Origin of the sequence: Pseudomonas fluorescens (assembly GCF_012974785.1) — a bacterium.
Taxonomy (GTDB): Bacteria; Pseudomonadota; Gammaproteobacteria; order Pseudomonadales; family Pseudomonadaceae; genus Aquipseudomonas; species Aquipseudomonas fluorescens_BT.
In genome coordinates, this window is sequence record NZ_CP027561.1 from 2,695,993 (window position 1) to 2,714,448 (window position 18,456).

An 18,456-nucleotide genomic window follows, 5' to 3' on the forward strand; every position below is an offset into this window, starting at 1 on the left:
CATTGATCGCCGAAACGCCATCAAGAGCACTTCAGTGAAGCCGTTGAACACGGATTGTGAGCAATTGCCTCAGATTTTCGCCTGCGTTTCCTCCGGCACTTTGGCAATCACCTTGATCTCGAACTGAAACCCATACAGCCACGTCACGCCGACCGCCGTAATGGTCGGATGCGGCGCCTCGCCCCAGAACTCCGGCACCACTTCCCAGATGGTTTCGAAGGTCGATTGCGGGTCGACCATGAACACGGTCACGTCCACCACGTCATCGAAGCTACCGCCGGCTGCGCCGAGAATCGCATTGAGGTTGGTGAAGGCCAGGCGCACCTGTTGTTTCAGATCCGGTTCCGGTGAGCCGTCCTCGAGGCTGCCGACCTGGCCTGAGACAAACAGAAAACCGTTGGAACGAACCGCCGGGGAATAACGATTGCGCTCGTAAAGCGCATGGCGTCCGGGCGGGAAAACCACGTCGCGTTTTGGCTGGGCATCAGTCATGGGGTGTCTCCTTCAATGGGGTGAAAACTTCTGATGGAGAAACTCTAGGGACTTGCCTCTGCGCGATAAACGCGCAACCTTGGCGATCACTGTTTGTAAATCCCAAACAATCGAGCCGCTTTCAGGGGGGGAATATGGACCGTTTTGACGCGATGCAAGCCTTCGCCCGGGTGGTGGAGGCGGGCAGTTTCACCAAGGCCGCCGAGACCCTGCACATGAGCAAGACCACCGTGACCCAGCTCATCCAGCAACTGGAGGCACGGCTGCGAGTGAAGTTGCTCAACCGCACCACGCGCAAGGTCAACGTCACGGCGGACGGCGCGGCCTATTACGAGCGGGTGATCAAGTTGCTGGCGGACATGGACGATGCCGAGACCAGTCTTCCCGGCGCGGCAGCGCAGCCCAAGGGCCGCTTGCGGGTCGATGTGCCTAGCCCTTTGGCCAATCTGATTCTGGTGCCGGCGCTGCCGGAGTTCTACGCACGTTATCCGCAGATCCAGATCGACATGGGCGTCAGCGATCGGATCGTCGACATCATTGATGAAAACGTCGATTGCGTGGTGCGCGGGGGCGAGCTGCGGGATCAGTCACTGATGGCCCGGAAGGTGGCGGATCTTCAGCTCGGCGTGTATGCCGCGCCGAGCTATCTGGCCCGTTCCGGCACCCCGGCGCACCCCCGTGAGCTGGAAGATTCCCATCACCGGGTAGTCGGTTTCCTCTGGGCGCGCACCGGCAAACCGGTGCCGTACGCCCTGCACAACGAACACGAAGACTTGCAGATCAAGGGCCGCCACGTGCTGGCGGTGGATGACGGCAATGCTTACCTGGCGGCGGGCCTCGCGGGGCTGGGCGTGTTGTGGTTGCCCAAGTACATGTCCAGGGCCCGAGAGGCCAACGGGGAGCTGGTGCCGCTGTTCGAAGACTGGTGCCTCGATCCGATGCCGCTTTACGTCGCGTACCCGCCGAACCGCCACATCAGCCGCAAGTTGCGGGTGTTCATCGACTGGATCGCCGAGGTGATGGCCCGCCACGCACCGGTCATGGATCGCTCAGGTTCGCCAGCAACCACTCGATAAAACTGCGGGCCATCGGATCGTTTTCGCTGTTGCGGTGGGCCAGCAGTGCCCAGTTCGGGCCGCGAATGGTGTCATCCACCAAAGGCTGCAACAGCCCGTCGGCCCGGGCCTTGCGGCTGAGCAACTGGCTGACCAGCGCGATCCCCAGACCTGAGCACGCAAGGCTATGCCTCAGCGGAAACGTTGAGGCAGGGCTTCGGCAAAGGGATAGAAGTCAAACCACGGTTTGGCTTCTTCGATGACCCGATTGAACGACGGACGCTGAACCAGCCGCTCGAAATAGTCGCTCAGGCGAGGGTGGTCGGCGGCAAACGGCACCAGCGTGCTGGCGTAGAACAGGGCCGGTGCGGCGGAACAATCGGCCAGGCTGAAATCCGCGCTGGCGATCCATTCGCGGTCGGCCAGTTGTTGTTCGAGCATGCCGTACGCCGTGGCCAGCATTGCCCGCTGACTGCTCAGGTCGCCCTGGGCGGACTGGATGCGGTCGGCGACGATCTGCTGCATCGGCGTCATCACGTAATGGTCGCAGAAGCGGTCCCACAGACGCACGTCCAGCGCGGTCTCCCAGTCTTCGGGAATCAGTCGCTTTGACTGTCCCGGTTGATGATCCAGGTACTCGATGATCACGCTCGACTCCGGCACTGTGCGCTGGCGGGCGTGATCACGCAGCACCGGGAATTTGACCAGCGGCCACAACGCCTGCAGCTCGGCCCGTTCGGCTTCGCTGGAGAGGTCGATCAAGCGTTTTTCGAAGGCGACGCCGTGTTCGTAGAGGGCGATCAGCGCTTTGTGGCAGTAGGACGACAACGGGTGGTAATAGAGGGTCAAGTCCATCGTTCAACACCTCGATGAGGGGAAATGGCGTTACTCAGGTATAGCCCGCCTGCGCACGGCCACGCATTTGATTTCCACCAGCAGCCCCGGATGGGCCAGTTCGCTGACGCCGACGCAGGTCCAGGCGCAGAAGCCTTTGGGGAAAACGCGATTCTTCACCTCGCGAAACACTGGCATGTGCCGGCTCATGTCGACGTGATAGGTGGTCATCTCCACTACATCGTCGAAGCTGCAACCGCCAGCCTTCAACACCTCGTCGAGGTTTTCCCAGGCGCGGATGAATTGCTGCTCGGGGTCCTCGATGACTTTCAAATCAGCTGTCCGGCCCACCTGACCGGCGCAGTAAAGCGTATTGCCGACCAGAACCGCCGGGGCGTAACCGGCGCGTTCGACGATGGGTTTCATGGATTCGGGGATGATGATTTCGCGATCGGGCATCGTGTTTTCCTTCAATGACGGATTTCAGCGACCGTGCGCGGCCGCCGCCAACTGCTCGGTATCCACCCGAACGAACACTGAGTCACCCACCGCCGTCAGCACATCCCCGGCGTACACCTCGCAGATCACCCGGCTCTTGCGCCCGACTTCACCCTCGACTTTTGCCTTCAACGTCAGCGGTACGCCCATCGGCGTCGGCTTGATGAATTTGATGCCGAGGTTGCCGGTGACGCAGTTGATGCGCGGCAAGCTCTCGGCTTCGCGCCCTTCGGCGCGGTAGTGATAAGCCATTGCGGTCCAGTTGGAATGGCAATCCACCAGCATCGCGATCAGGCCGCCGTAGACCAGCTCCGGCCAGCCGCAGTATTTGGCTTCGGGCACGTGCTCGGCCATGACGTGCACGCCGTCCTCATGCCAGAAACTCTTGATGTGCAAGCCGTGCGGGTTGCTGCTGCCGCAGCCGAAGCAGACGCCGTCGGGGGCGGCGGAGTCTTGCAGGGAGGTGTCGAGAGGGGACATGCCGGGATCATCCTTAAACGGGTTAGCCAAACCGGGGGATTCTAACCCTGAATCAAGGACAAGGCGTTGCCTCGAGTGACGCCTGCCGCTGTTGGCGTCGATACCCGCACGATGCTAATTGCGCTGCGCCAGATTGCGTTGAAACTCTTCAAAGCTGCAGGGCAGGCTCGTGGCTTTGCGTTTTTTCGATGCGTCGTGCTCGTCGGGCAATTGATCGCTCAACTCCCAGACCTCAAGCATCTTTGCGTACTCGAAGGCATGGCGCGGGCTGCTCTGAATCCATTGCTGGAAGGCCTGGCGCTCGTCAGGTGTACAGGTTTCGTCTTGCAGGCGCAGGCACCAGTGCGCCGCCTGATTGAGGATTTCATCGTCGGCGTCTTGAGGGCTTTGGAGGTTCATTGACTGCTTCCAGGATGGCCGGAGAGGGCACTTTACCCTGCCTCTTGCAAAAAAAACGTCAAAGTTCGACAGGGATTTAGCCTGCCTGACGGACAGAACGCGCGCCGGCCGGACAAATCGCGCCGCCACCGACGATTTCCGCACGCTTGCCGACCACGGTGCCGAGCACCCGGCCCAGCATCACGCCGATGGCGGCCGCGAAGGCATCCGTGGACATGGCGAGTGCGAGGAAAATCAGGGAAACAGGATTCACGGGCAATACTTCCAGTCGGGCCATGAGTCAACGACACAACCACACGCCCGACTTTCGGCATGGATGTGTCGTCGGTCTCACCAACCAGAAGGTGTTCGCACCACGGCATGTTGCCGAATATGTTGATACGAACGCTTCCGAGGGGCTCGGAAGCAGGTTACTCCCCAACGAAGGCCCGGATCATGGGCAGGCAAACATGAAAGTTTCGTTAAATGCCCGGCGCAGGTTCGGTTGATCCTGCAGGGATTCGCAGCTCGGCGCACAACCCGCCTTCAGGCCGGTTGTACAGCTGCAAGGTGCTGCCGATCTTGCTGACGATCATCTGCACGATGGCCAGCCCCAGACCCGCGCCATTGGCGTGGCCCTCGCTGTAGAAACGTTCGAACAACCGCGCATATTGCTGCTCATCGATGCCAGGGCCGGCATCTTCGACGCTGATCGACACTGAACCGCAGGCCTGTGGCTGCACCTGAATCCGCACCTCGCTGCCGCGCGGGGCGAAGTTCAGCGCATTGGTTACCAGATTTTGCAGAGCGATGGCCAACGCCACCGGATCGGTATCGACCGGGCAGTGATGGTCGCTGTCGAGGATCAGGTCGACGTCTTTTTCCAGGGCCAGCGGTGTCAGTTCAGCCAGTTCCTCGCGCACCAGGGCGGTCAGTTCGACATGGGTGTTCTCCGGGGATGCCAGACGCGGTTCGATGCGCGCCATGGTCAGCAATTGGCTGGCGATGCGCGTGGCGCGGTCCACGGCACTGACCAAAAACTCCAGTGCTTCTTCGCGTTGTTGCGCGGTGCCCGCCAACTGCGCGTTCTGTGCATGAATCCGCAGGATCGCCAGTGGCGTACGCAGCTCGTGAGCGGCGTCGGCGATAAAGCGTCGCTCCCGGGCCAGCAGGTTGTCGATCTGTTGCAGCAAGCGGTTGAGCGCAGTCTGCATCGGCTCCAGGTCCTGGGGCAGGGGGCTCAGGTGCAGCGGTTTCAGGGTGTCGGTGTCGCGGCCGCGAATCGACCGGGCCATGGCGCGCAACGGCTGCAAGCCCCAGCCGATGGCCAGCCAGATCAGGATAGTCAGCAGCGGCACGCCGATCAGGCTCGGCCACAGGGTATGGCCGACGATGCGGGTGATCAGGTCCTGGCGGATGTCGTCGCGTTCGCCGACCCAGATCAACAAGTCCTGTCGCGGGTCCTTGAGCAGAAAGGCGCACCAGTCGCGGCCGTTCTCCAACAAGTCATGGGCGCCGAGGGTGGCGGGTGGTGCATCCAGAATCGGGGCTTCGGCCGAGCGCATCAGTAACTGGCCGTCATTGCGCCAGACCTGAAAGGTCAGCCGCGTCTCGTAGGGATGCGCCGCCTCGCCATCGCCGACCCGACTCATTGCTTCATCGAAGGCCTGGTGCAGACGCTCCCAATCGTTGTCACCGGGTGCGCGTTGCGCGAGCACGGCTTGCAGCAAACGCGCACTCTGCGCCAATTGGGCGTCGTAGATTTCTTCGACCTCATGATGGCTGTAGCGCAACACCGCCCAACTGATCAGCACATCGCCGAGCAATACCAGAATCAGCACCGGTAGCAGAATCCGTGCGCGTATCGAGTTCATGGCTTGAGCTCCACGACGTAACCCACGCCGCGCACGGTGCGGATCAGTTCGGTCGAAAGTTTCTTGCGCAGGTTATGGATCAGCACTTCCAGCGTGTTGCTTTCGACCCGTTCCTGCCAGCCGTACAGCGTGCGCGACAGGCGTTCGCGGGTAACAACCTTGCCGGGACGGGCCATCAGTTGGTGCAACAGCTGATATTCCATCGGTGTGACCACCACCGTGCTGCCTTGCCAGGTGACTTGCTGGCTGCTCGGGTCGAGGCAGACGCCGGCGTGTTCCAGCACCGGTTGCGCACGCCCCTGACTGCGTCGCAGCAAAGCGCGGATACGCGCCTTGAGTTCGTCGACATCGAATGGCTTGACCAGATAGTCGTCGGCGCCGGCATCCAGCCCGGCGATGCGTTCGGCGGTGCCGTCGCGGGCGGTGAGGATCAGCACCGGCAAATCATGTTGCGTGGCCCGCAATTGTTGCAGCAGCGTCAGCCCGTCGAGCCTTGGCAGGCCGAGGTCGAGCAACAACAGATCGAAGCTTTCGCTGCGCAACGCGTGCAGCGCACTGACGCCGTCCTGCAGCCAGTCAAGGGTGTAACCCTCGTTGCTCAGGGCGACGCGGATGCCCTGACCGAGGGCACGGTCATCTTCAACCAGAAGTAGGCGCATGGCATTTTCTCTGTAGGAAATCGGGCGCGTGATCGGCGGCATCATGCCGCTCGCCTTGCTGCCTTGGCAGCCCTTGTGGCGGCGAAGATGTAACGGCTCGTTGCCAACTAAGCTTTCGCTAAGCTTGGTTTTGCACAGTGAAGCCTTTCCCATCCAGCGAGAGTGCTTCCATGCGCAAACTTGTGCTGTTGTCCCTGATTGTCGCCAGCCCCCTGGCCGTCGCCGGCCCGCAATGCACCACGGCCGAACGTTCGCAGTGGCAGGACCAGAAAGCGTTTCAGGAACAGCTGAAATCCCAGGGGTATGAAATCAGCAAGTTCAAGGTCACCGACGGCAACTGCTACGAGATCTACGGCTTCGACAAGGACAAACGCAAGGTCGAGATCTACCACGACCCGGTCAGCGGCAAAGCGGTGAAAACCGAGATCAAGGGCTGATGCCACGCGAGTCCCTGCGCCTCTGGGACCCGGTGGTACGGGTGTTTCACCTGTCCATCGCCGGGGTCTTTGCCGCCAACTACTTCTTCAATGAGGCCGGCGACGACTGGCATGTCTGGCTCGGTTATTACGCCATGGGCTGGCTGTTGGTGCGTCTGGTGTGGGGATTCGTCGGGCCGCGCAGTGCGCGTTGGTCGGACTTCTGGCCGACGCCGTCACGGCTCGCGGCCCATGCCCGGTCGCTGATCGCCGGGCGCCCCGAACATCGTCTCGGGCATTCGCCGATCGGCGCGCTGGTGATGCTTGCGATGCTGCTGGCGATGCTGACTGTCGGCGTCAGTGGCTGGGCCATGGAAGAAATCGACGTCCTGTGGGGCGCCGACTGGCCGCTGCAAGTCCACGAAACGGCCGCCGATGTTTTGCTGGCGCTGGTCATCGTGCACATCGCGGCCGCGCTGTTTGAAAGTGTTCAGGTGCGCGACAACCTGCCGTTGTCGATGCTCACCGGACGCCGGCGTCGCTTGCCGGACGATCCGGGCCCGTGACAGGGAGGTTCTTTCGATGGTTTGCCATCTCGTAACTGCCATGAGCTGCCTATGCGTGCCTTGTCCTTTCGTTTGAGATTCGTTGTCGCCGCGCTCGTCGTGAGCCTGATTTTTATCGCCGCGTGGCGCAGTCACCCTGAGCACGTGCTGGCGCCGTTCGCGGTTGAAACGCCTGTCGCCCAGGCTTCGGCAAATCCGGCCGAGCCGATGTACAGCAGCCGTTTCGTGTCCTCGGAACTGGATGATTTCGTGCACTCGTCTTCGGTCACCGCGCTGCCCGGCGGCGACTTGATGGCCGTGTGGTTTGCCGGCTCCCGGGAGGGCGCCGCCGATGTGCAGATCCGCACCGCGCGCTTCAACGCCAAGACCGCAGAGTGGGGCGCCGAACAGGTGCTGGCCACTCGCGAATCCACCGTCGCCGGCACCCAGCGCTATATCCGCAAGCTTGGCAACCCGGTGATCGCCCTGGCGCCTGACCAGCGCTTGTGGATGTTCTACGTGTCGGTGTCCGTCGGCGGCTGGGCTACCAGCGCGATCAACGTGATGGTCTCCGATGACCTGGGGCGCAACTGGACGGCGCCGCGACAGCTGATCACCTCGCCGTTCTTCAACATCAGCACCCTGGTGCGCGCCGCGCCGGTGTTCCATGCCGACGGCTCGATTGGCCTGCCGGTGTATCACGAGTTCATGGGCAAGTTCGCCGAGTACCTGTACCTGAGTGCGGATGGCGCGGTGATCGACAAATTCCGCATCAGTCGCGGCAAGCATTCGCTGCAACCGACCATCGTGCCGCAGGACGAACGCCGCGCCGTGGCGATGCTGCGTTATGCCGGTGAAACCCATCACAAGGTGCTGGCCAGCCGTACCGAAGACGCCGGGCAGACCTGGAGCGAGCCGTATCCGCTGGAACCGGCCAACCCCAACTCGTCGCTGGCGGCGGTGGGCACCGCCGATGACGGTTTGCTGGTGGCGCTCAATGACCTGCGTGACGGTCGCTTCAAGCTCAGCCTGTACGGCACCGATGCGAATCTCAACGACTGGCGCAACGTGATCGAACTCGACCAGTCCCCCGATCCCCTCGGCCAGCCGTTTTCGCCCGAGGCCTACAAGGCAATCATCGGCGAAGGCTTTCGGGCATCGAGCGGGGCGCAGCGTCTGCCGCTGGAGCAACGCTTTCTGAGCAACCTCGACTACCGCGTGTGCAAACCCGAAGGCTGTGAGTTCGAGTACGAATACCCGTACTTCAGTCGTGGCAGCGATGGCCTCTATCACCTGGTGTATTCCTGGAACAACACCTTCATCAAACATGTCAGCTTCAACGATGCCTGGCTGGCGGAGCGCCTGTGATGCTGTTTCTCTGGCAAGCCCATTTGAGTTTCATCCTGCTCGGTTTTGTCCTGCTGGGCTCCCTGCAATTTACCCGGCGCTGGCGGCCGTGGCTGTTGCCGGCGTTGGCGCTGGTCAGCTTCATTCCGCTCAATGGCCTGCCGCTGGCGGCATATGTGCGCAGTTTTACCGATGACCTGGCGATCACCACGCTGGTGTTTCTTGGCTGGGCCGCGTTGTTGCGCCTCGGTGTGGTTCACCCACTCAAACCGCTGGCGCGGGCGCAGGTTTTGGGGTTGTTCGTGGTACTGACGGTGCTGCTGTACCCGGCGACGATGGGCCTGACGTATGTCGATCCTTACCGTTGGGGCTTCAATCCCCGACCGATGATCGTGGTTGTCGGGCTGGCGACACTGGTGCTCTTGCGACTGCGCAATACGCTCGGCGTGGCGATGTTGGCGCTGGCAACTCTGGCGTTCGCGCTGCGACTCAAACCTTCGGAAAACTATTGGGATTACCTGATCGACCCTTTGCTGGCGGGTTATTGCCTGATTGCCGGTTTCGCATTTCTCGCCAAAGCAGCGTGGCAACACCTGCAATCCGAACGAACGACACAGAGGTAAATGATGGGGTGGTTGCAATCGCGCCGCCTGCGCTATGGCGTGGGCGCGACAGGTTTGGCGTTTCTGCTGTTTGCCTTGCTGCGGCTGGTGTTCTTGATGGGGTTTTCCGGGGTGGATGTCGCGCAGTTGTTTGCCGACCCGCAATGGTTGCAAACCCTGGGCATCGGGTTTCGTTTCGACTTGAGGCTGGCGCTGTTGCTGGTGCTGCCATTGGCGGTGCTGGCGTGGCTGCCGCGCTGGAACCTGACCACAGTGCCGTTACTGCGCGGCGTGGCCCGGGTTTATCTGCTGCTGGCGTTGGGGGTGATCGGACTGGTCTACATCATCGATTTTGGCCATTACGCCTACCTCGGCGTGCGGATCAACGCCACGGTATTGCGTTATCTGGACGATGCGCAGATCTCGCAGCAGATGGTCCGGGAAACCTATCCGGTGCTGTGGATTGCGCTGGGCTGGCTCGCGGTTCTGGCGCTGTGGTTCTACGGGTTTGTGCGACTGGAACGGTTGACGCTGGCCCGTGAACCTCAAGTGATCCGCCGCAGCTCAGTCGCCGTGGGCGCGGGGCTCGGATTGGTGGCTGTGCTGCTGGCGCTGTTGGGCCGGGTCGACAAACTCAACCTGGAAAATCCGGTACCGCTGCGTTGGAGCGATGCGTTCTTTTCCGGCAACGGACAGATCGCCGCCGTGGGCCTGAATCCGGTGCTGTTCCTCTACGACACGCTCAAGGCCGGCCAGGCGCAATTCGACGAGGCGCAAGTGCGGGCGCATTACCCGGTCATTTCCAGGTATCTGGGAGTGGATCGAGCGGATGCGCAAAGCCTTGCATTCGAGCGCCGGCAAGCCGTACAGCCCTACAGCGTCGCGGCCGAGCGGGCACCTAACGTGATGTTCGTCATGCTCGAATCCCTGGGCACCAGCGCGGTGGGGGCGTATGGCAACCCGTTAAACCCCACGCCCAACCTTGATCGTCTGGCAGGTGAGAGCTGGTTCTTCAAACACTTCTACGTCCCGGTCACCGGCACTGCAAAAACCGTGTGGGCGAGCATCACCGGCGTTCCCGACGTCACCCGGCAGGAGACCGCCACCCGTCATCCGCTGATCACCAACCAGCACACGCTGATCAATGCGTTCACCGATTACCAGAAGCTCTACATGATCGGCGGCAACGCCGGTTGGGCCAACATCAATGCGCTGATCCAGCAAAGCATCGACGGCGTGCGTCTGTACGAGGAGCGCGACTGGCGTTCGCCACGTGTGGATGTGTGGGGGATTTCCGATCTGGACCTGTTCAAGGAAGGCGATGAGATCCTGCGCGCACTGCCCAAGGACAAACCGTTCTTCGCCTACGTGCAAACGTCGGGCAATCACCGGCCTTTCACCATTCCCAGAGACAACGACGGCTTCGAGGTCAGCAACCTGTCGCTGGAACAGGTGCAAAACGCCGGTTCACGCAGCGTCGAGCAATACAACGCCGTGCGGCTGCTGGATTTCAACATCGGTCGCCTGATGGAACTGGCCAAGGCCGGCGGCTATTACGACAACACGATTTTCGTGTTCTTCGGTGACCACAACACCCGCATCAGCCGCATCCCGCACATGCCGCCAGCCTTCGAACAACTGGGGCTGGAGAGCAACCATGTACCGATGCTGATTCATGCGCCGGGCCTGCTCAAACCCAAGGTGATCGAAGAAGCGGTGGGGCTTGCCGATCTGTTGCCGACGGTGGCGGGCATGGCCGGCGTGGCTTTCGAGAACCGCGCCATGGGTCGCGACCTGCAGCAACCGGCACCCGAAGGCGAGCGAGTGGTGCCGCTGGTGTTGCGCGAGGGGACGTTTCCGCTGATTGGCGGGGTGACCAAGGACCATCTGCTGCAAATGCAACACGACGGCAGCGCGCCGACGCTGCATGACTTGAAATCGGCGACACCGCTGGAGAATGTGGCTGATGCGCATCCTGAGGAGTTTCAACGACTGGTCGAGCTGACGCGGGGGCTGCACGAAAGCGCACGGTTGATGCTGTATCGCAACGTGCGTTGACGGCCCTCTCTCGATGAAAGAGGGCCGCCCCGGTTTCAGGTGTGATGGATGTCGCGATCCTTGGTTTCCGGCATGAAGAAGATCCCGAGAATCGCCGTCATTACCGCGATGACAATCGGGTACCACAAGCCGTAGTAGATATCCCCGGTGGCCGCGACCATCGCAAACGCCACGGTCGGCAGGAACCCGCCAAACCAGCCGTTGCCGATGTGGTAGGGCAGCGACATCGAGGTGTAGCGGATGCGCGCCGGGAACAACTCGACCAGCCACGCCGCAATCGGGCCGTAAACCATGGTCACGTAGATCACCAGTACGGTCAGCAGGATCAGGACCATCGGGTAATTGGTCTTGGCCGGGTCAGCCTTTTCCGGGTAGCCGGCCTCTTTCAACGCGGTGCTGAGGCTGGCGGTAAAGGCGTCGTTGCGGGCTTTGAAGTCGGCGGCCGGCAGGGCGGTGCCTTCGAAACTTTCGATGACTTTGTCACCAATGCGCACCTGGGCCACGGTGCCCGGTTCCGCCACCACGTTTTCGTACGGGATCGCCCGTTTGGCCAGGAGGGTTTTCGCCAGGTCGCAGGAGCTGGTGAATTTGGCCTTGCCCACCGGATCGAACTGGAACGAGCACTGGTCAGGGCTGGCGACCACTTTGACCGGGTTCTTCTCCTGAGCGACGAAGACATCAGGGTTACCGTACTGGGTCAGCGCATGGAAGATCGGGAAGTAGGTCACCGCCGCCAGAATGCACCCGGCCATGATGATGCCCTTGCGCCCGATGCGGTCGGACAGGCTGCCGAAAATCACGAAGAACGGCGTGCCGATCAGCAGCGAACCGGCGATCAGCAGGTTGGCGGTCTGCGGGTCGATCTTCAGTGTTTGCAGGAGGAAAAACAGCGCGTAGAACTGCCCGGTGTACCAGACCACCGCTTGGCCGGCGGTGCCGCCGAGCAGGGCCATGATCACGATTTTCAGGTTGTCCCAACGGGCAAAAGACTCGGTCAGCGGGGCTTTCGAGGATTTGCCTTCTTCCTTCATTTTCTTGAACACCGGCGACTCGTTCAGTTGCAGCCGGATGTATACCGAGACCGCCAGCAGCAGGATCGACAGCAGGAACGGAATCCGCCAGCCCCAGGCCTCGAACGCCTCGGTGCCCAGCGCCGTGCGGCAAGCCAGAATCACCAGCAGCGACAGAAACAGCCCCAGCGTCGCGGTGGTCTGAATCCACGAGGTGAAATACCCGCGTTTGCCCTTCGGCGCATGCTCGGCGACATAGGTCGCCGCGCCGCCGTATTCACCGCCCAGCGCCAGACCTTGCAGCAGGCGCAGGGTAATCAGAATGATCGGCGCCGCGACTCCGATGGTCGCGTAACCGGGCAGGAAGCCCACAATCGCCGTCGACACACCCATGATCACAATCGTGATCAGAAACGTGTGCTTGCGCCCGATCATGTCCCCCAGCCGCCCGAACACCACCGCCCCAAACGGCCGCACCGCAAAACCGGCGGCGAAGGCGAGCAGGGCGAAGATGAACGAGGTGGTCTCGTTGACCCCGGCAAAGAAGTGCTTGGCGATGATCGCGGCAAGGGAGCCGTAAAGGTAAAAGTCGTACCACTCGAACACCGTGCCGAGGGACGAGGCGAAGATGACCTTGCGCTCCTCACGGCTGACACTGTGGTGCGGGGCACTGCCGGTGGACATGCTGTCGAGTACGGCCATGGGTGTTCTCCGTTGTGCTTGTTTTTGTAGGCCGGAGCACCTATCAGTGTTGCTGTACCCGTGGCCTGGGGTGTTGCGCTTCACCGGGTGGGGGAGCGCGGACAGACTGACGGCCTCGCGGATTGGGCGAGGTTCTATTGAGCATAATTGGGTTTGGGGGATATCCAGTTGCGAAGAGTTATCAAACAACTCAGTGACGGCGGGGAGACCCCGCCGCTAGGTATTACTCGGTCGGTACGACCTTATCCAGAACCTGATTCACCGCCAGTTCCGCCAACATCACCACCTGCGCAATACCTTGCGCAGTCTTGCGGTGGGGGCCCTGGAGGAGGTCGGCGAAGTTGTTGAGCATGACGTTGGCCGAGCCGAGGGTTTCGGCGGCGTCGACCAGCAGGGATTCGTTGCTGCTGGCCGGGTTGGTCTGGTAGAGGCGGTTGGGTGAGTAGGGCGCGGCCATCATGTGGGCTGTCATCGGGCCGAGGTGGTAGTCGAGGGCGCGGTTGGCAGCTTCGTTGAATTTCTTCGAATCAGGGCATTCGTAGGGGGAAGTTGGGTCGGTGATGCTGGCCGGTTCGGTGACCGGGGGATTCGGAGTTACTTTGAACATTGGCTCTAACCTCTCTAAGGAGTGAGGCTGCAACCATCTCGCTGCTAAACGAATTAGGGTGGCAGCTGCGCGCAGGTTAGCAGACCGATGAGCCAAGCAATCGGCGCACCCGAAGGTGCCCTGCGCACAGCCACCATCAAGCTCAGAGATACCTGATTTGATAGAGGCTTGTACGGCTTGACTCAACGGGCTGCTAAACCCGATCACTGCGAATCAGTGACCCGATCCAAGTTACCGGCCGACCCCAGGGCGCACAAGCCGGCGGATTCTGGCGTAGCCGTAGGCGCTGGCGCAAGGATTTGTGGGCAATTGCGCGTAACTCAAAGTGTCTTTAAACACACGCATCGAAACGTGTTTAGCGGCCCACAAAACACACTGAAACATCCGTCAGAATCCACCCTGAAAGCCGCCATGGCTTCAAACCCGCCGTTGTGTCTGTAAACTGGCCGCCCGAAACGGCGCGCGATCGCGCCGTCCTCACTGCCAGCGAAGGACTTTCCCATGGCCAACCAAGACATCACCTACACCCCGGATCCGGATGCAGACTCGATCTCTTCGGACGTGACCGAATTCAACGGCATCCTGATGTCGACCCAGATTCCGACCCGTGCCGATGGCAGCCTGGAACTGGGCGATGTCACTGCGCAAAGCGAATGCACCCTGCAGGCGCTGAAAGTGGCGCTGGAAAAGGCCGGCAGTTCGATGGATCGCGTGCTGCACCTGACCATTTACCTGACCGACATGGCTGATCGCGCTGCGTTCAACGAGGTGTACAAGCGCTACTTCGCCAAGCCTTGGCCGGTGCGAGCGGCGGTGGGTGTGGCGGCGCTGGCGGTTGAAGGGATGAAGGTGGAAGTGACTGCGATGGCTGCCAAGGCCTGATTTACGCGTCAGCGGCTATTTCAGATAACAGCATGGCGGCATTGAGTATCAATCAAACGACTCGGGCCGCCATTTGAAATTCAGATTTGAGATTCAGTTTTTGCGAATTAAATAGATGCTCTAAAGTTCTATGGCAACTCCGTATTTTTTCTTCAGAAGCTCATCGTGAGTAACAATAATCAAACAAGGGATGTTGGCAATCAGCCAGTCCATAATTCTTTTGGCCGTTATTCTGTCCAGTGCCGAGGTGGGTTCATCCAGGATTATTGTTGTTTTCTCTCTTAAAATCGCTCGCCCTATGGCAATTCTTTGTCGTTCTCCGCCGCTAAGTCCTCCTCCTGAAATGTCTATGGCGGTGGATAGCAAAGCTTCAATGTCAGCGTTGTCTCTAGAGAATCCTAAAAGTTCAAGAATCAAAGCCAATTTTTGTGGGCTGGCACTTTCAGTTCCATAAAGCAGATTGTCTTTTAGCGTTCCGGGTAATAGCACCGGATTCTGTGGTGCAACAGAAACTTCGGACAGTATGTACTCACTTAATGATTCATCTATGGGGTGTCCTTTATAGTGGGCTGTACCTTTATAGCTGTCTTCAAATCCTAGCAGGGTGTTTATGAGTGTCGTTTTTCCAGTGCCGGATCGGCCAGATATTATGTGTATGCCTGGACCAAATTTATAACTGACGCTGCTTAGGATGATTTTGTTGTCTTTGGTGAGTGATACACCATGCAGGGAGAATAGATGTGTGTCTTTGTGTTTTTTGGGGTAATACGGTTTATTGATATTCTCTTCGATGTATTTTATTCCAATGTTCAAAGATACGAGATTTGCCTGAAGATTGATTAACGTTCCGGCCAATATATGTAACTGCATGGTGAACATGGTGATGTAGCCCACAATCATGACAAAGTCACCGGCGGTAAGGCGAGTAGGGTCGCTCATCCCCGAAAGTATGACAAAAAAGGTTAGTGTGGTGCCGATCGCCAGCCCCTGCAAGCCGAGGCGCATTCCCATGTGAAGATTTGCTTTTCTGATTGTCTTCACGTATTTGTCGAAGAAGGATCGCCCCGAAAGAAGTTCTTTGGGGAGGCTGTTGTTGAGCCTTATGTCATAAATTCTTCCGAGCCTTTGAATGGTGTAGCTGGAAAGCTCATTGTCAGCCTCAAATATGGACTTGTGAATATGTGAGCTCGATTTGGCTACGTGGACGGCTATCAAAATCAAACCAATGCAAAAAACAAAAAACAGGATTGCATAGAAATAACCCATGGTCGTAAAAAGAACGCTCATGGCAATAATCATTTCAAGCGCGATGGGAACGATTGTCCAAAAGATGCCTATGGTGACCATGCTGAAACTGCCTGCTGATCTGTTTATATCGGCGACAATGTATCCAGGGTCAAGGGGCTGCTGCTTTCGATGGGAGTATCTAAAAATCCTGGAAACTATTTCTTCGTAAAGGGTTGCATCGCATTTGGCCAATATCCACGCTGAAAATACCCCGCGAACATTGGAGAGAATCTGTGATGCTGTCCACAGGATTGCATAGGCACTGGCAAAAACAAGGAATTGAGTCTGTGCGCTCTGTATTTCATTAATAGCGTTGGCTGCATTTTTCAACAAAATGGGGAGGGCCGAACTCAAGGAGCTGCATGCAATGAATATCGTGGAGACCCCGATGAAACCCGTCACGAATCCTCGATAGTTCTTCGATATGATCTTGAAAGTTTTTAAGTAGTAACTGAACCAGTTCACTTGCGACCCTTTATGTGTAAGCAACTGCTCGAACGGGGGTACCGCAAACCAGTACGCACTCGATAAATCGATCAGTTCTTTTCTGTGGTCAGGAACGGTAAGGAACTCGCTCTAAACTCTCCAGTCGGCGCATTCCGGTGTAGTTGTAGGTAACGGCGCAAGATTCTGTAGCCGGATTTATAGCAGCCACCCGGCAGCACAGACGTGCCGCCCACGCGTTTCGCGGCTACAATGCGCGCCTCAACCGTGACAGCCTGACTAAAAAAACATATGTCCTTGCCCAAACATCACCTGGAACTGCTCAGCCCCGCCCGTGACGTGGCCATTGCCCGCGAGGCCATCCTGCATGGCGCCGACGCGGTATACATCGGCGGCCCGAGCTTCGGTGCGCGTCATAACGCGTGCAACGAGGTGAGCGAAATCGCCGAACTGGTGGAATTTGCCCGTCGCTATCACGCGCGCATCTTCACCACCATCAACACCATCCTGCACGACAACGAACTGGAGCCGGCGCGCAAGCTGATCCATCAGTTGTACGACGCCGGCGTCGATGCGCTGATCGTCCAGGACCTGGGCGTGATGGAGCTGGACATTCCACCCATCGAGCTGCACGCCAGCACCCAGACCGACATCCGCACCCTTGAGCGGGCCAAGTTCCTCGATCAGGCCGGTTTCTCGCAACTGGTACTGGCCCGTGAACTGAACCTCAAGGAAATCCGCGCAATCGCCGATGAAACCGATGCCGCCATCGAGTTCTTCATCCACGGCGCGTTGTGCGTGGCGTTTTCCGGTCAGTGCAACATTTCCCACGCGCAGACCGGGCGCAGTGCCAACCGGGGCGACTGCTCCCAGGCCTGCCGTCTGCCGTACACCCTGAAAGACGAAAAGGGTGGCGTGATCGCCTACGAAAAACACCTGCTGTCGATGAAGGACAACAACCAGAGCGCCAACATCCGCGCACTGGTCGAGGCCGGTGTGCGTTCGTTCAAGATCGAAGGTCGCTACAAGGACATGGGCTATGTGAAGAACATCACCGCCTATTACCGCCAGCGCCTCGACGACGTGCTCGAAGACCGCCCGGACCTGGCCCGCGCTTCCAGCGGCCGCACCGCGCATTTCTTCATGCCGGACCCGGAAAAGACCTTCCACCGTGGCAGCACCGACTACTTCGTCAGCGAGCGCAAGATCGATATCGGCGCGTTCGATTCGCCGACCTTCACCGGTCTGGCGGTGGGCGTGGTCGAGAAAGTCGGCAAGCGTGACATGCAGGTCATCACCCACGAGCCACTGTCCAACGGCGACGGCCTCAATGTGCTGGTCAAGCGCGAAGTGGTGGGGTTCCGCGCCAACATCGCCGAAGCCAAGGGCGAGTTCGAGGAAGAAGGCGAGAAGCGCTATCGCTACCGCGTCGAGCCGAACGAGATGCCGGAAGGCCTGTACAAGCTGCGCCCGAACCACCCGCTGAACCGCAACCTCGACCACAACTGGCAGCAGGCCTTGCTCAAGACCTCCGCCGAGCGTCGTATCGGCGTGAGCTGGCTGGCGAAGCTTCGCGAAGAGCGTCTGGAACTGACCGTGACCAGCGAAGAGGGCATCAGCGCCAGCGTCGCGCTGGAAGGCCCGTTCGGTGTCGCCAACAAACCGGAACAGGCGCTGGAGACTCTGCACGACCTGCTCGGTCAGCTCGGCACCACCGAGTACCACGCGACCTCGATCAAGCTGGATGCGCCGCAAGCGTTCTTCATCCCGAACTCGCAGCTCAAGTCGTTGCGTCGTGAAGTGATCGAAGCGCTGACCGCCGCCCGCGTTGCCGCCCATCCGCGCGGTTCGCGCAAGGCCGAGACCACGCCACCGCCGGTGTACCCGGAAGCGCATCTGTCGTTCCTGGCCAACGTCTACAACCAGAAGGCTCGCGACTTCTACCACCGTCACGGCGTGAAGCTGATCGACGCGGCGTACGAGGCCCACGAAGAGGCGGGCGAAGTGCCGGTGATGATCACCAAGCACTGCCTGCGGTTCTCCTTCAACCTGTGCCCGAAACAGGCCAAAGGCGTGACTGGCGTGAAAACCAAAGTCGCGCCGATGCAGCTGATTCACGGCGACGAAGTGCTGACCCTGAAGTTCGACTGCAAACCGTGCGAGATGCACGTGATCGGCAAGATGAAGGGCCACATCCTGAATCTGCCGCAGCCGGGCAGTGTGGTGGGGCATATCAGCCCTGAAGACCTGATGAAGACCATTCCTCGGGCACCGCACTGATTCAAG

At 59.8% G+C, this 18,456-nt stretch carries 18 protein-coding genes, 2 pseudogenes and 1 riboswitch; of the genes and pseudogenes, 8 read left to right on the forward strand and 12 right to left on the reverse strand.

Features of this window, described 5'->3' with window-relative positions; genetic code table 11:
• Nucleotides 1-69 precede the first annotated feature (69 nt).
• A complete protein-coding gene (locus C6Y56_RS11935; protein WP_169430037.1) occupies nucleotides 70-492 on the reverse strand; it encodes a RidA family protein in 423 nt (140 codons plus the stop codon).
• A 134-nt stretch (nucleotides 493-626) separates the two neighbouring features.
• On the opposite strand from C6Y56_RS11935, the gene C6Y56_RS11940 reads away from it, so the two are divergent.
• The gene (locus C6Y56_RS11940) at nucleotides 627-1,568 is read left to right on the forward strand and encodes a LysR family transcriptional regulator (RefSeq protein ID WP_169430038.1); all 942 of its coding nucleotides are present in this window, start codon (nucleotides 627-629) and stop codon (nucleotides 1,566-1,568) included.
• On the opposite strand, the pseudogene C6Y56_RS11945 reads toward C6Y56_RS11940, so the two are convergent.
• From C6Y56_RS11945 to C6Y56_RS11980, 8 genes and pseudogenes are all read right to left on the reverse strand, one after another.
• Nucleotides 1,531-1,728: pseudogene (locus tag C6Y56_RS11945) on the reverse strand (LysR substrate-binding domain-containing protein); the annotation flags it as partial. The gene C6Y56_RS11940 and the pseudogene C6Y56_RS11945 overlap by 38 nt on opposite strands.
• Nucleotides 1,729-1,739: 11 nt before the next feature.
• Nucleotides 1,740-2,402 (reverse strand): glutathione S-transferase family protein, encoded by a 663-nt coding sequence (locus C6Y56_RS11950; RefSeq protein ID WP_169430039.1) that lies wholly within the window; start codon nucleotides 2,400-2,402, stop codon nucleotides 1,740-1,742.
• A 30-nt stretch (nucleotides 2,403-2,432) separates the two neighbouring features.
• A complete protein-coding gene (locus C6Y56_RS11955) occupies nucleotides 2,433-2,840 on the reverse strand; it encodes a RidA family protein (RefSeq protein ID WP_169430040.1) in 408 nt (135 codons plus the stop codon).
• A 24-nt stretch (nucleotides 2,841-2,864) separates the two neighbouring features.
• A complete protein-coding gene (locus C6Y56_RS11960; RefSeq protein WP_169430041.1) occupies nucleotides 2,865-3,359 on the reverse strand; it encodes a PaaI family thioesterase in 495 nt (164 codons plus the stop codon).
• Between the two features lie 114 nt (nucleotides 3,360-3,473).
• The gene (locus C6Y56_RS11965) at nucleotides 3,474-3,758 is read right to left on the reverse strand and encodes a FecR/PupR family sigma factor regulator (RefSeq protein ID WP_169430042.1); all 285 of its coding nucleotides are present in this window, start codon (nucleotides 3,756-3,758) and stop codon (nucleotides 3,474-3,476) included.
• A 184-nt stretch (nucleotides 3,759-3,942) separates the two neighbouring features.
• Nucleotides 3,943-4,011: pseudogene (locus C6Y56_RS29555) on the reverse strand (hypothetical protein); the annotation flags it as partial.
• Nucleotides 4,012-4,018: 7 nt separating this feature from the next.
• Nucleotides 4,019-4,190, reverse strand: a riboswitch (yybP-ykoY riboswitch).
• 29 nt (nucleotides 4,191-4,219) lie between these two features.
• Nucleotides 4,220-5,611: an ATP-binding protein gene (locus C6Y56_RS11975; RefSeq protein WP_169430044.1), complete on the reverse strand. Its 1,392-nt coding sequence runs from the start codon at nucleotides 5,609-5,611 to the stop codon at nucleotides 4,220-4,222.
• Nucleotides 5,608-6,270 carry a response regulator gene (locus C6Y56_RS11980; RefSeq protein WP_169430045.1) on the reverse strand — a complete coding sequence of 221 codons (663 nt, stop codon included), beginning with the start codon at nucleotides 6,268-6,270 and terminating at the stop codon, nucleotides 5,608-5,610. Before C6Y56_RS11980 ends, C6Y56_RS11975 begins: the two co-directional genes overlap by 4 nt.
• A 170-nt stretch (nucleotides 6,271-6,440) precedes the next feature.
• Between C6Y56_RS11980 and C6Y56_RS11985 the strand changes: the two genes are divergently transcribed.
• The 5 genes from C6Y56_RS11985 to C6Y56_RS12005 are packed head-to-tail and all read left to right on the forward strand — an operon-like array spanning nucleotide 6,441 to nucleotide 11,238.
• On the forward strand, nucleotides 6,441-6,707 hold the full coding sequence (locus C6Y56_RS11985) for a PepSY domain-containing protein (protein ID WP_114882494.1): 267 nt from the start codon (nucleotides 6,441-6,443) through the stop codon (nucleotides 6,705-6,707).
• Nucleotides 6,707-7,252, forward strand: a complete 546-nt coding sequence (locus tag C6Y56_RS11990; RefSeq protein ID WP_169430046.1) for a cytochrome b/b6 domain-containing protein — start codon at nucleotides 6,707-6,709, stop codon at nucleotides 7,250-7,252. Before C6Y56_RS11985 ends, C6Y56_RS11990 begins: the two co-directional genes overlap by 1 nt.
• A gap of 51 nt (nucleotides 7,253-7,303) precedes the next feature.
• Nucleotides 7,304-8,599, forward strand: coding sequence for a sialidase family protein (locus tag C6Y56_RS11995; RefSeq protein WP_169430047.1), 1,296 nt, complete (start codon nucleotides 7,304-7,306; stop codon nucleotides 8,597-8,599).
• The gene (locus C6Y56_RS12000; protein ID WP_169430048.1) at nucleotides 8,599-9,201 is read left to right on the forward strand and encodes a hypothetical protein; all 603 of its coding nucleotides are present in this window, start codon (nucleotides 8,599-8,601) and stop codon (nucleotides 9,199-9,201) included. The genes C6Y56_RS11995 and C6Y56_RS12000 overlap by 1 nt, the downstream gene beginning before the upstream one ends.
• 3 nt (nucleotides 9,202-9,204) lie before the next feature.
• Entirely contained in the window at nucleotides 9,205-11,238 is a 2,034-nt protein-coding gene (locus tag C6Y56_RS12005; RefSeq protein WP_169430049.1) for an LTA synthase family protein, read from the forward strand.
• A 35-nt stretch (nucleotides 11,239-11,273) separates the two neighbouring features.
• Here C6Y56_RS12005 and C6Y56_RS12010 read toward each other — a convergent pair whose 3' ends face one another.
• Nucleotides 11,274-12,950 (reverse strand): MFS transporter, encoded by a 1,677-nt coding sequence (locus C6Y56_RS12010; RefSeq protein WP_169430050.1) that lies wholly within the window; start codon nucleotides 12,948-12,950, stop codon nucleotides 11,274-11,276.
• Nucleotides 12,951-13,173: 223 nt separating this feature from the next.
• A complete protein-coding gene (locus C6Y56_RS12015; protein ID WP_169430051.1) occupies nucleotides 13,174-13,557 on the reverse strand; it encodes a DUF6124 family protein in 384 nt (127 codons plus the stop codon).
• Nucleotides 13,558-14,058: 501 nt separating this feature from the next.
• Between C6Y56_RS12015 and C6Y56_RS12020 the strand changes: the two genes are divergently transcribed.
• Nucleotides 14,059-14,439, forward strand: coding sequence for a RidA family protein (locus C6Y56_RS12020; RefSeq protein ID WP_007955413.1), 381 nt, complete (start codon nucleotides 14,059-14,061; stop codon nucleotides 14,437-14,439).
• Nucleotides 14,440-14,559: 120 nt separating this feature from the next.
• Here C6Y56_RS12020 and C6Y56_RS12025 read toward each other — a convergent pair whose 3' ends face one another.
• On the reverse strand, nucleotides 14,560-16,128 hold the full coding sequence (locus C6Y56_RS12025; RefSeq protein WP_169430052.1) for an ATP-binding cassette domain-containing protein: 1,569 nt from the start codon (nucleotides 16,126-16,128) through the stop codon (nucleotides 14,560-14,562).
• Nucleotides 16,129-16,461: 333 nt separating this feature from the next.
• Between C6Y56_RS12025 and C6Y56_RS12030 the strand changes: the two genes are divergently transcribed.
• Nucleotides 16,462-18,450 (forward strand): peptidase U32 family protein, encoded by a 1,989-nt coding sequence (locus C6Y56_RS12030; protein ID WP_169430053.1) that lies wholly within the window; start codon nucleotides 16,462-16,464, stop codon nucleotides 18,448-18,450.
• Nucleotides 18,451-18,456 lie beyond the last annotated feature (6 nt).

Coding starts and splice junctions, on each gene's coding strand:
- C6Y56_RS11935 (WP_169430037.1), bottom strand. CDS start 492: ATGACTGATGCCCAGCCAAAACGCGACGTGGTTTTCCCGCCCGGACGC.
- C6Y56_RS11940 (WP_169430038.1), top strand. CDS start 627: ATGGACCGTTTTGACGCGATGCAAGCCTTCGCCCGGGTGGTGGAGGCG.
- C6Y56_RS11950 (WP_169430039.1), bottom strand. CDS start 2,402: ATGGACTTGACCCTCTATTACCACCCGTTGTCGTCCTACTGCCACAAA.
- C6Y56_RS11955 (WP_169430040.1), bottom strand. CDS start 2,840: ATGCCCGATCGCGAAATCATCATCCCCGAATCCATGAAACCCATCGTC.
- C6Y56_RS11960 (WP_169430041.1), bottom strand. CDS start 3,359: ATGTCCCCTCTCGACACCTCCCTGCAAGACTCCGCCGCCCCCGACGGC.
- C6Y56_RS11965 (WP_169430042.1), bottom strand. CDS start 3,758: ATGAACCTCCAAAGCCCTCAAGACGCCGACGATGAAATCCTCAATCAG.
- C6Y56_RS11975 (WP_169430044.1), bottom strand. CDS start 5,611: ATGAACTCGATACGCGCACGGATTCTGCTACCGGTGCTGATTCTGGTA.
- C6Y56_RS11980 (WP_169430045.1), bottom strand. CDS start 6,270: ATGCGCCTACTTCTGGTTGAAGATGACCGTGCCCTCGGTCAGGGCATC.
- C6Y56_RS11985 (WP_114882494.1), top strand. CDS start 6,441: ATGCGCAAACTTGTGCTGTTGTCCCTGATTGTCGCCAGCCCCCTGGCC.
- C6Y56_RS11990 (WP_169430046.1), top strand. CDS start 6,707: ATGCCACGCGAGTCCCTGCGCCTCTGGGACCCGGTGGTACGGGTGTTT.
- C6Y56_RS11995 (WP_169430047.1), top strand. CDS start 7,304: ATGCGTGCCTTGTCCTTTCGTTTGAGATTCGTTGTCGCCGCGCTCGTC.
- C6Y56_RS12000 (WP_169430048.1), top strand. CDS start 8,599: ATGCTGTTTCTCTGGCAAGCCCATTTGAGTTTCATCCTGCTCGGTTTT.
- C6Y56_RS12005 (WP_169430049.1), top strand. CDS start 9,205: ATGGGGTGGTTGCAATCGCGCCGCCTGCGCTATGGCGTGGGCGCGACA.
- C6Y56_RS12010 (WP_169430050.1), bottom strand. CDS start 12,950: ATGGCCGTACTCGACAGCATGTCCACCGGCAGTGCCCCGCACCACAGT.
- C6Y56_RS12015 (WP_169430051.1), bottom strand. CDS start 13,557: ATGTTCAAAGTAACTCCGAATCCCCCGGTCACCGAACCGGCCAGCATC.
- C6Y56_RS12020 (WP_007955413.1), top strand. CDS start 14,059: ATGGCCAACCAAGACATCACCTACACCCCGGATCCGGATGCAGACTCG.
- C6Y56_RS12030 (WP_169430053.1), top strand. CDS start 16,462: ATGTCCTTGCCCAAACATCACCTGGAACTGCTCAGCCCCGCCCGTGAC.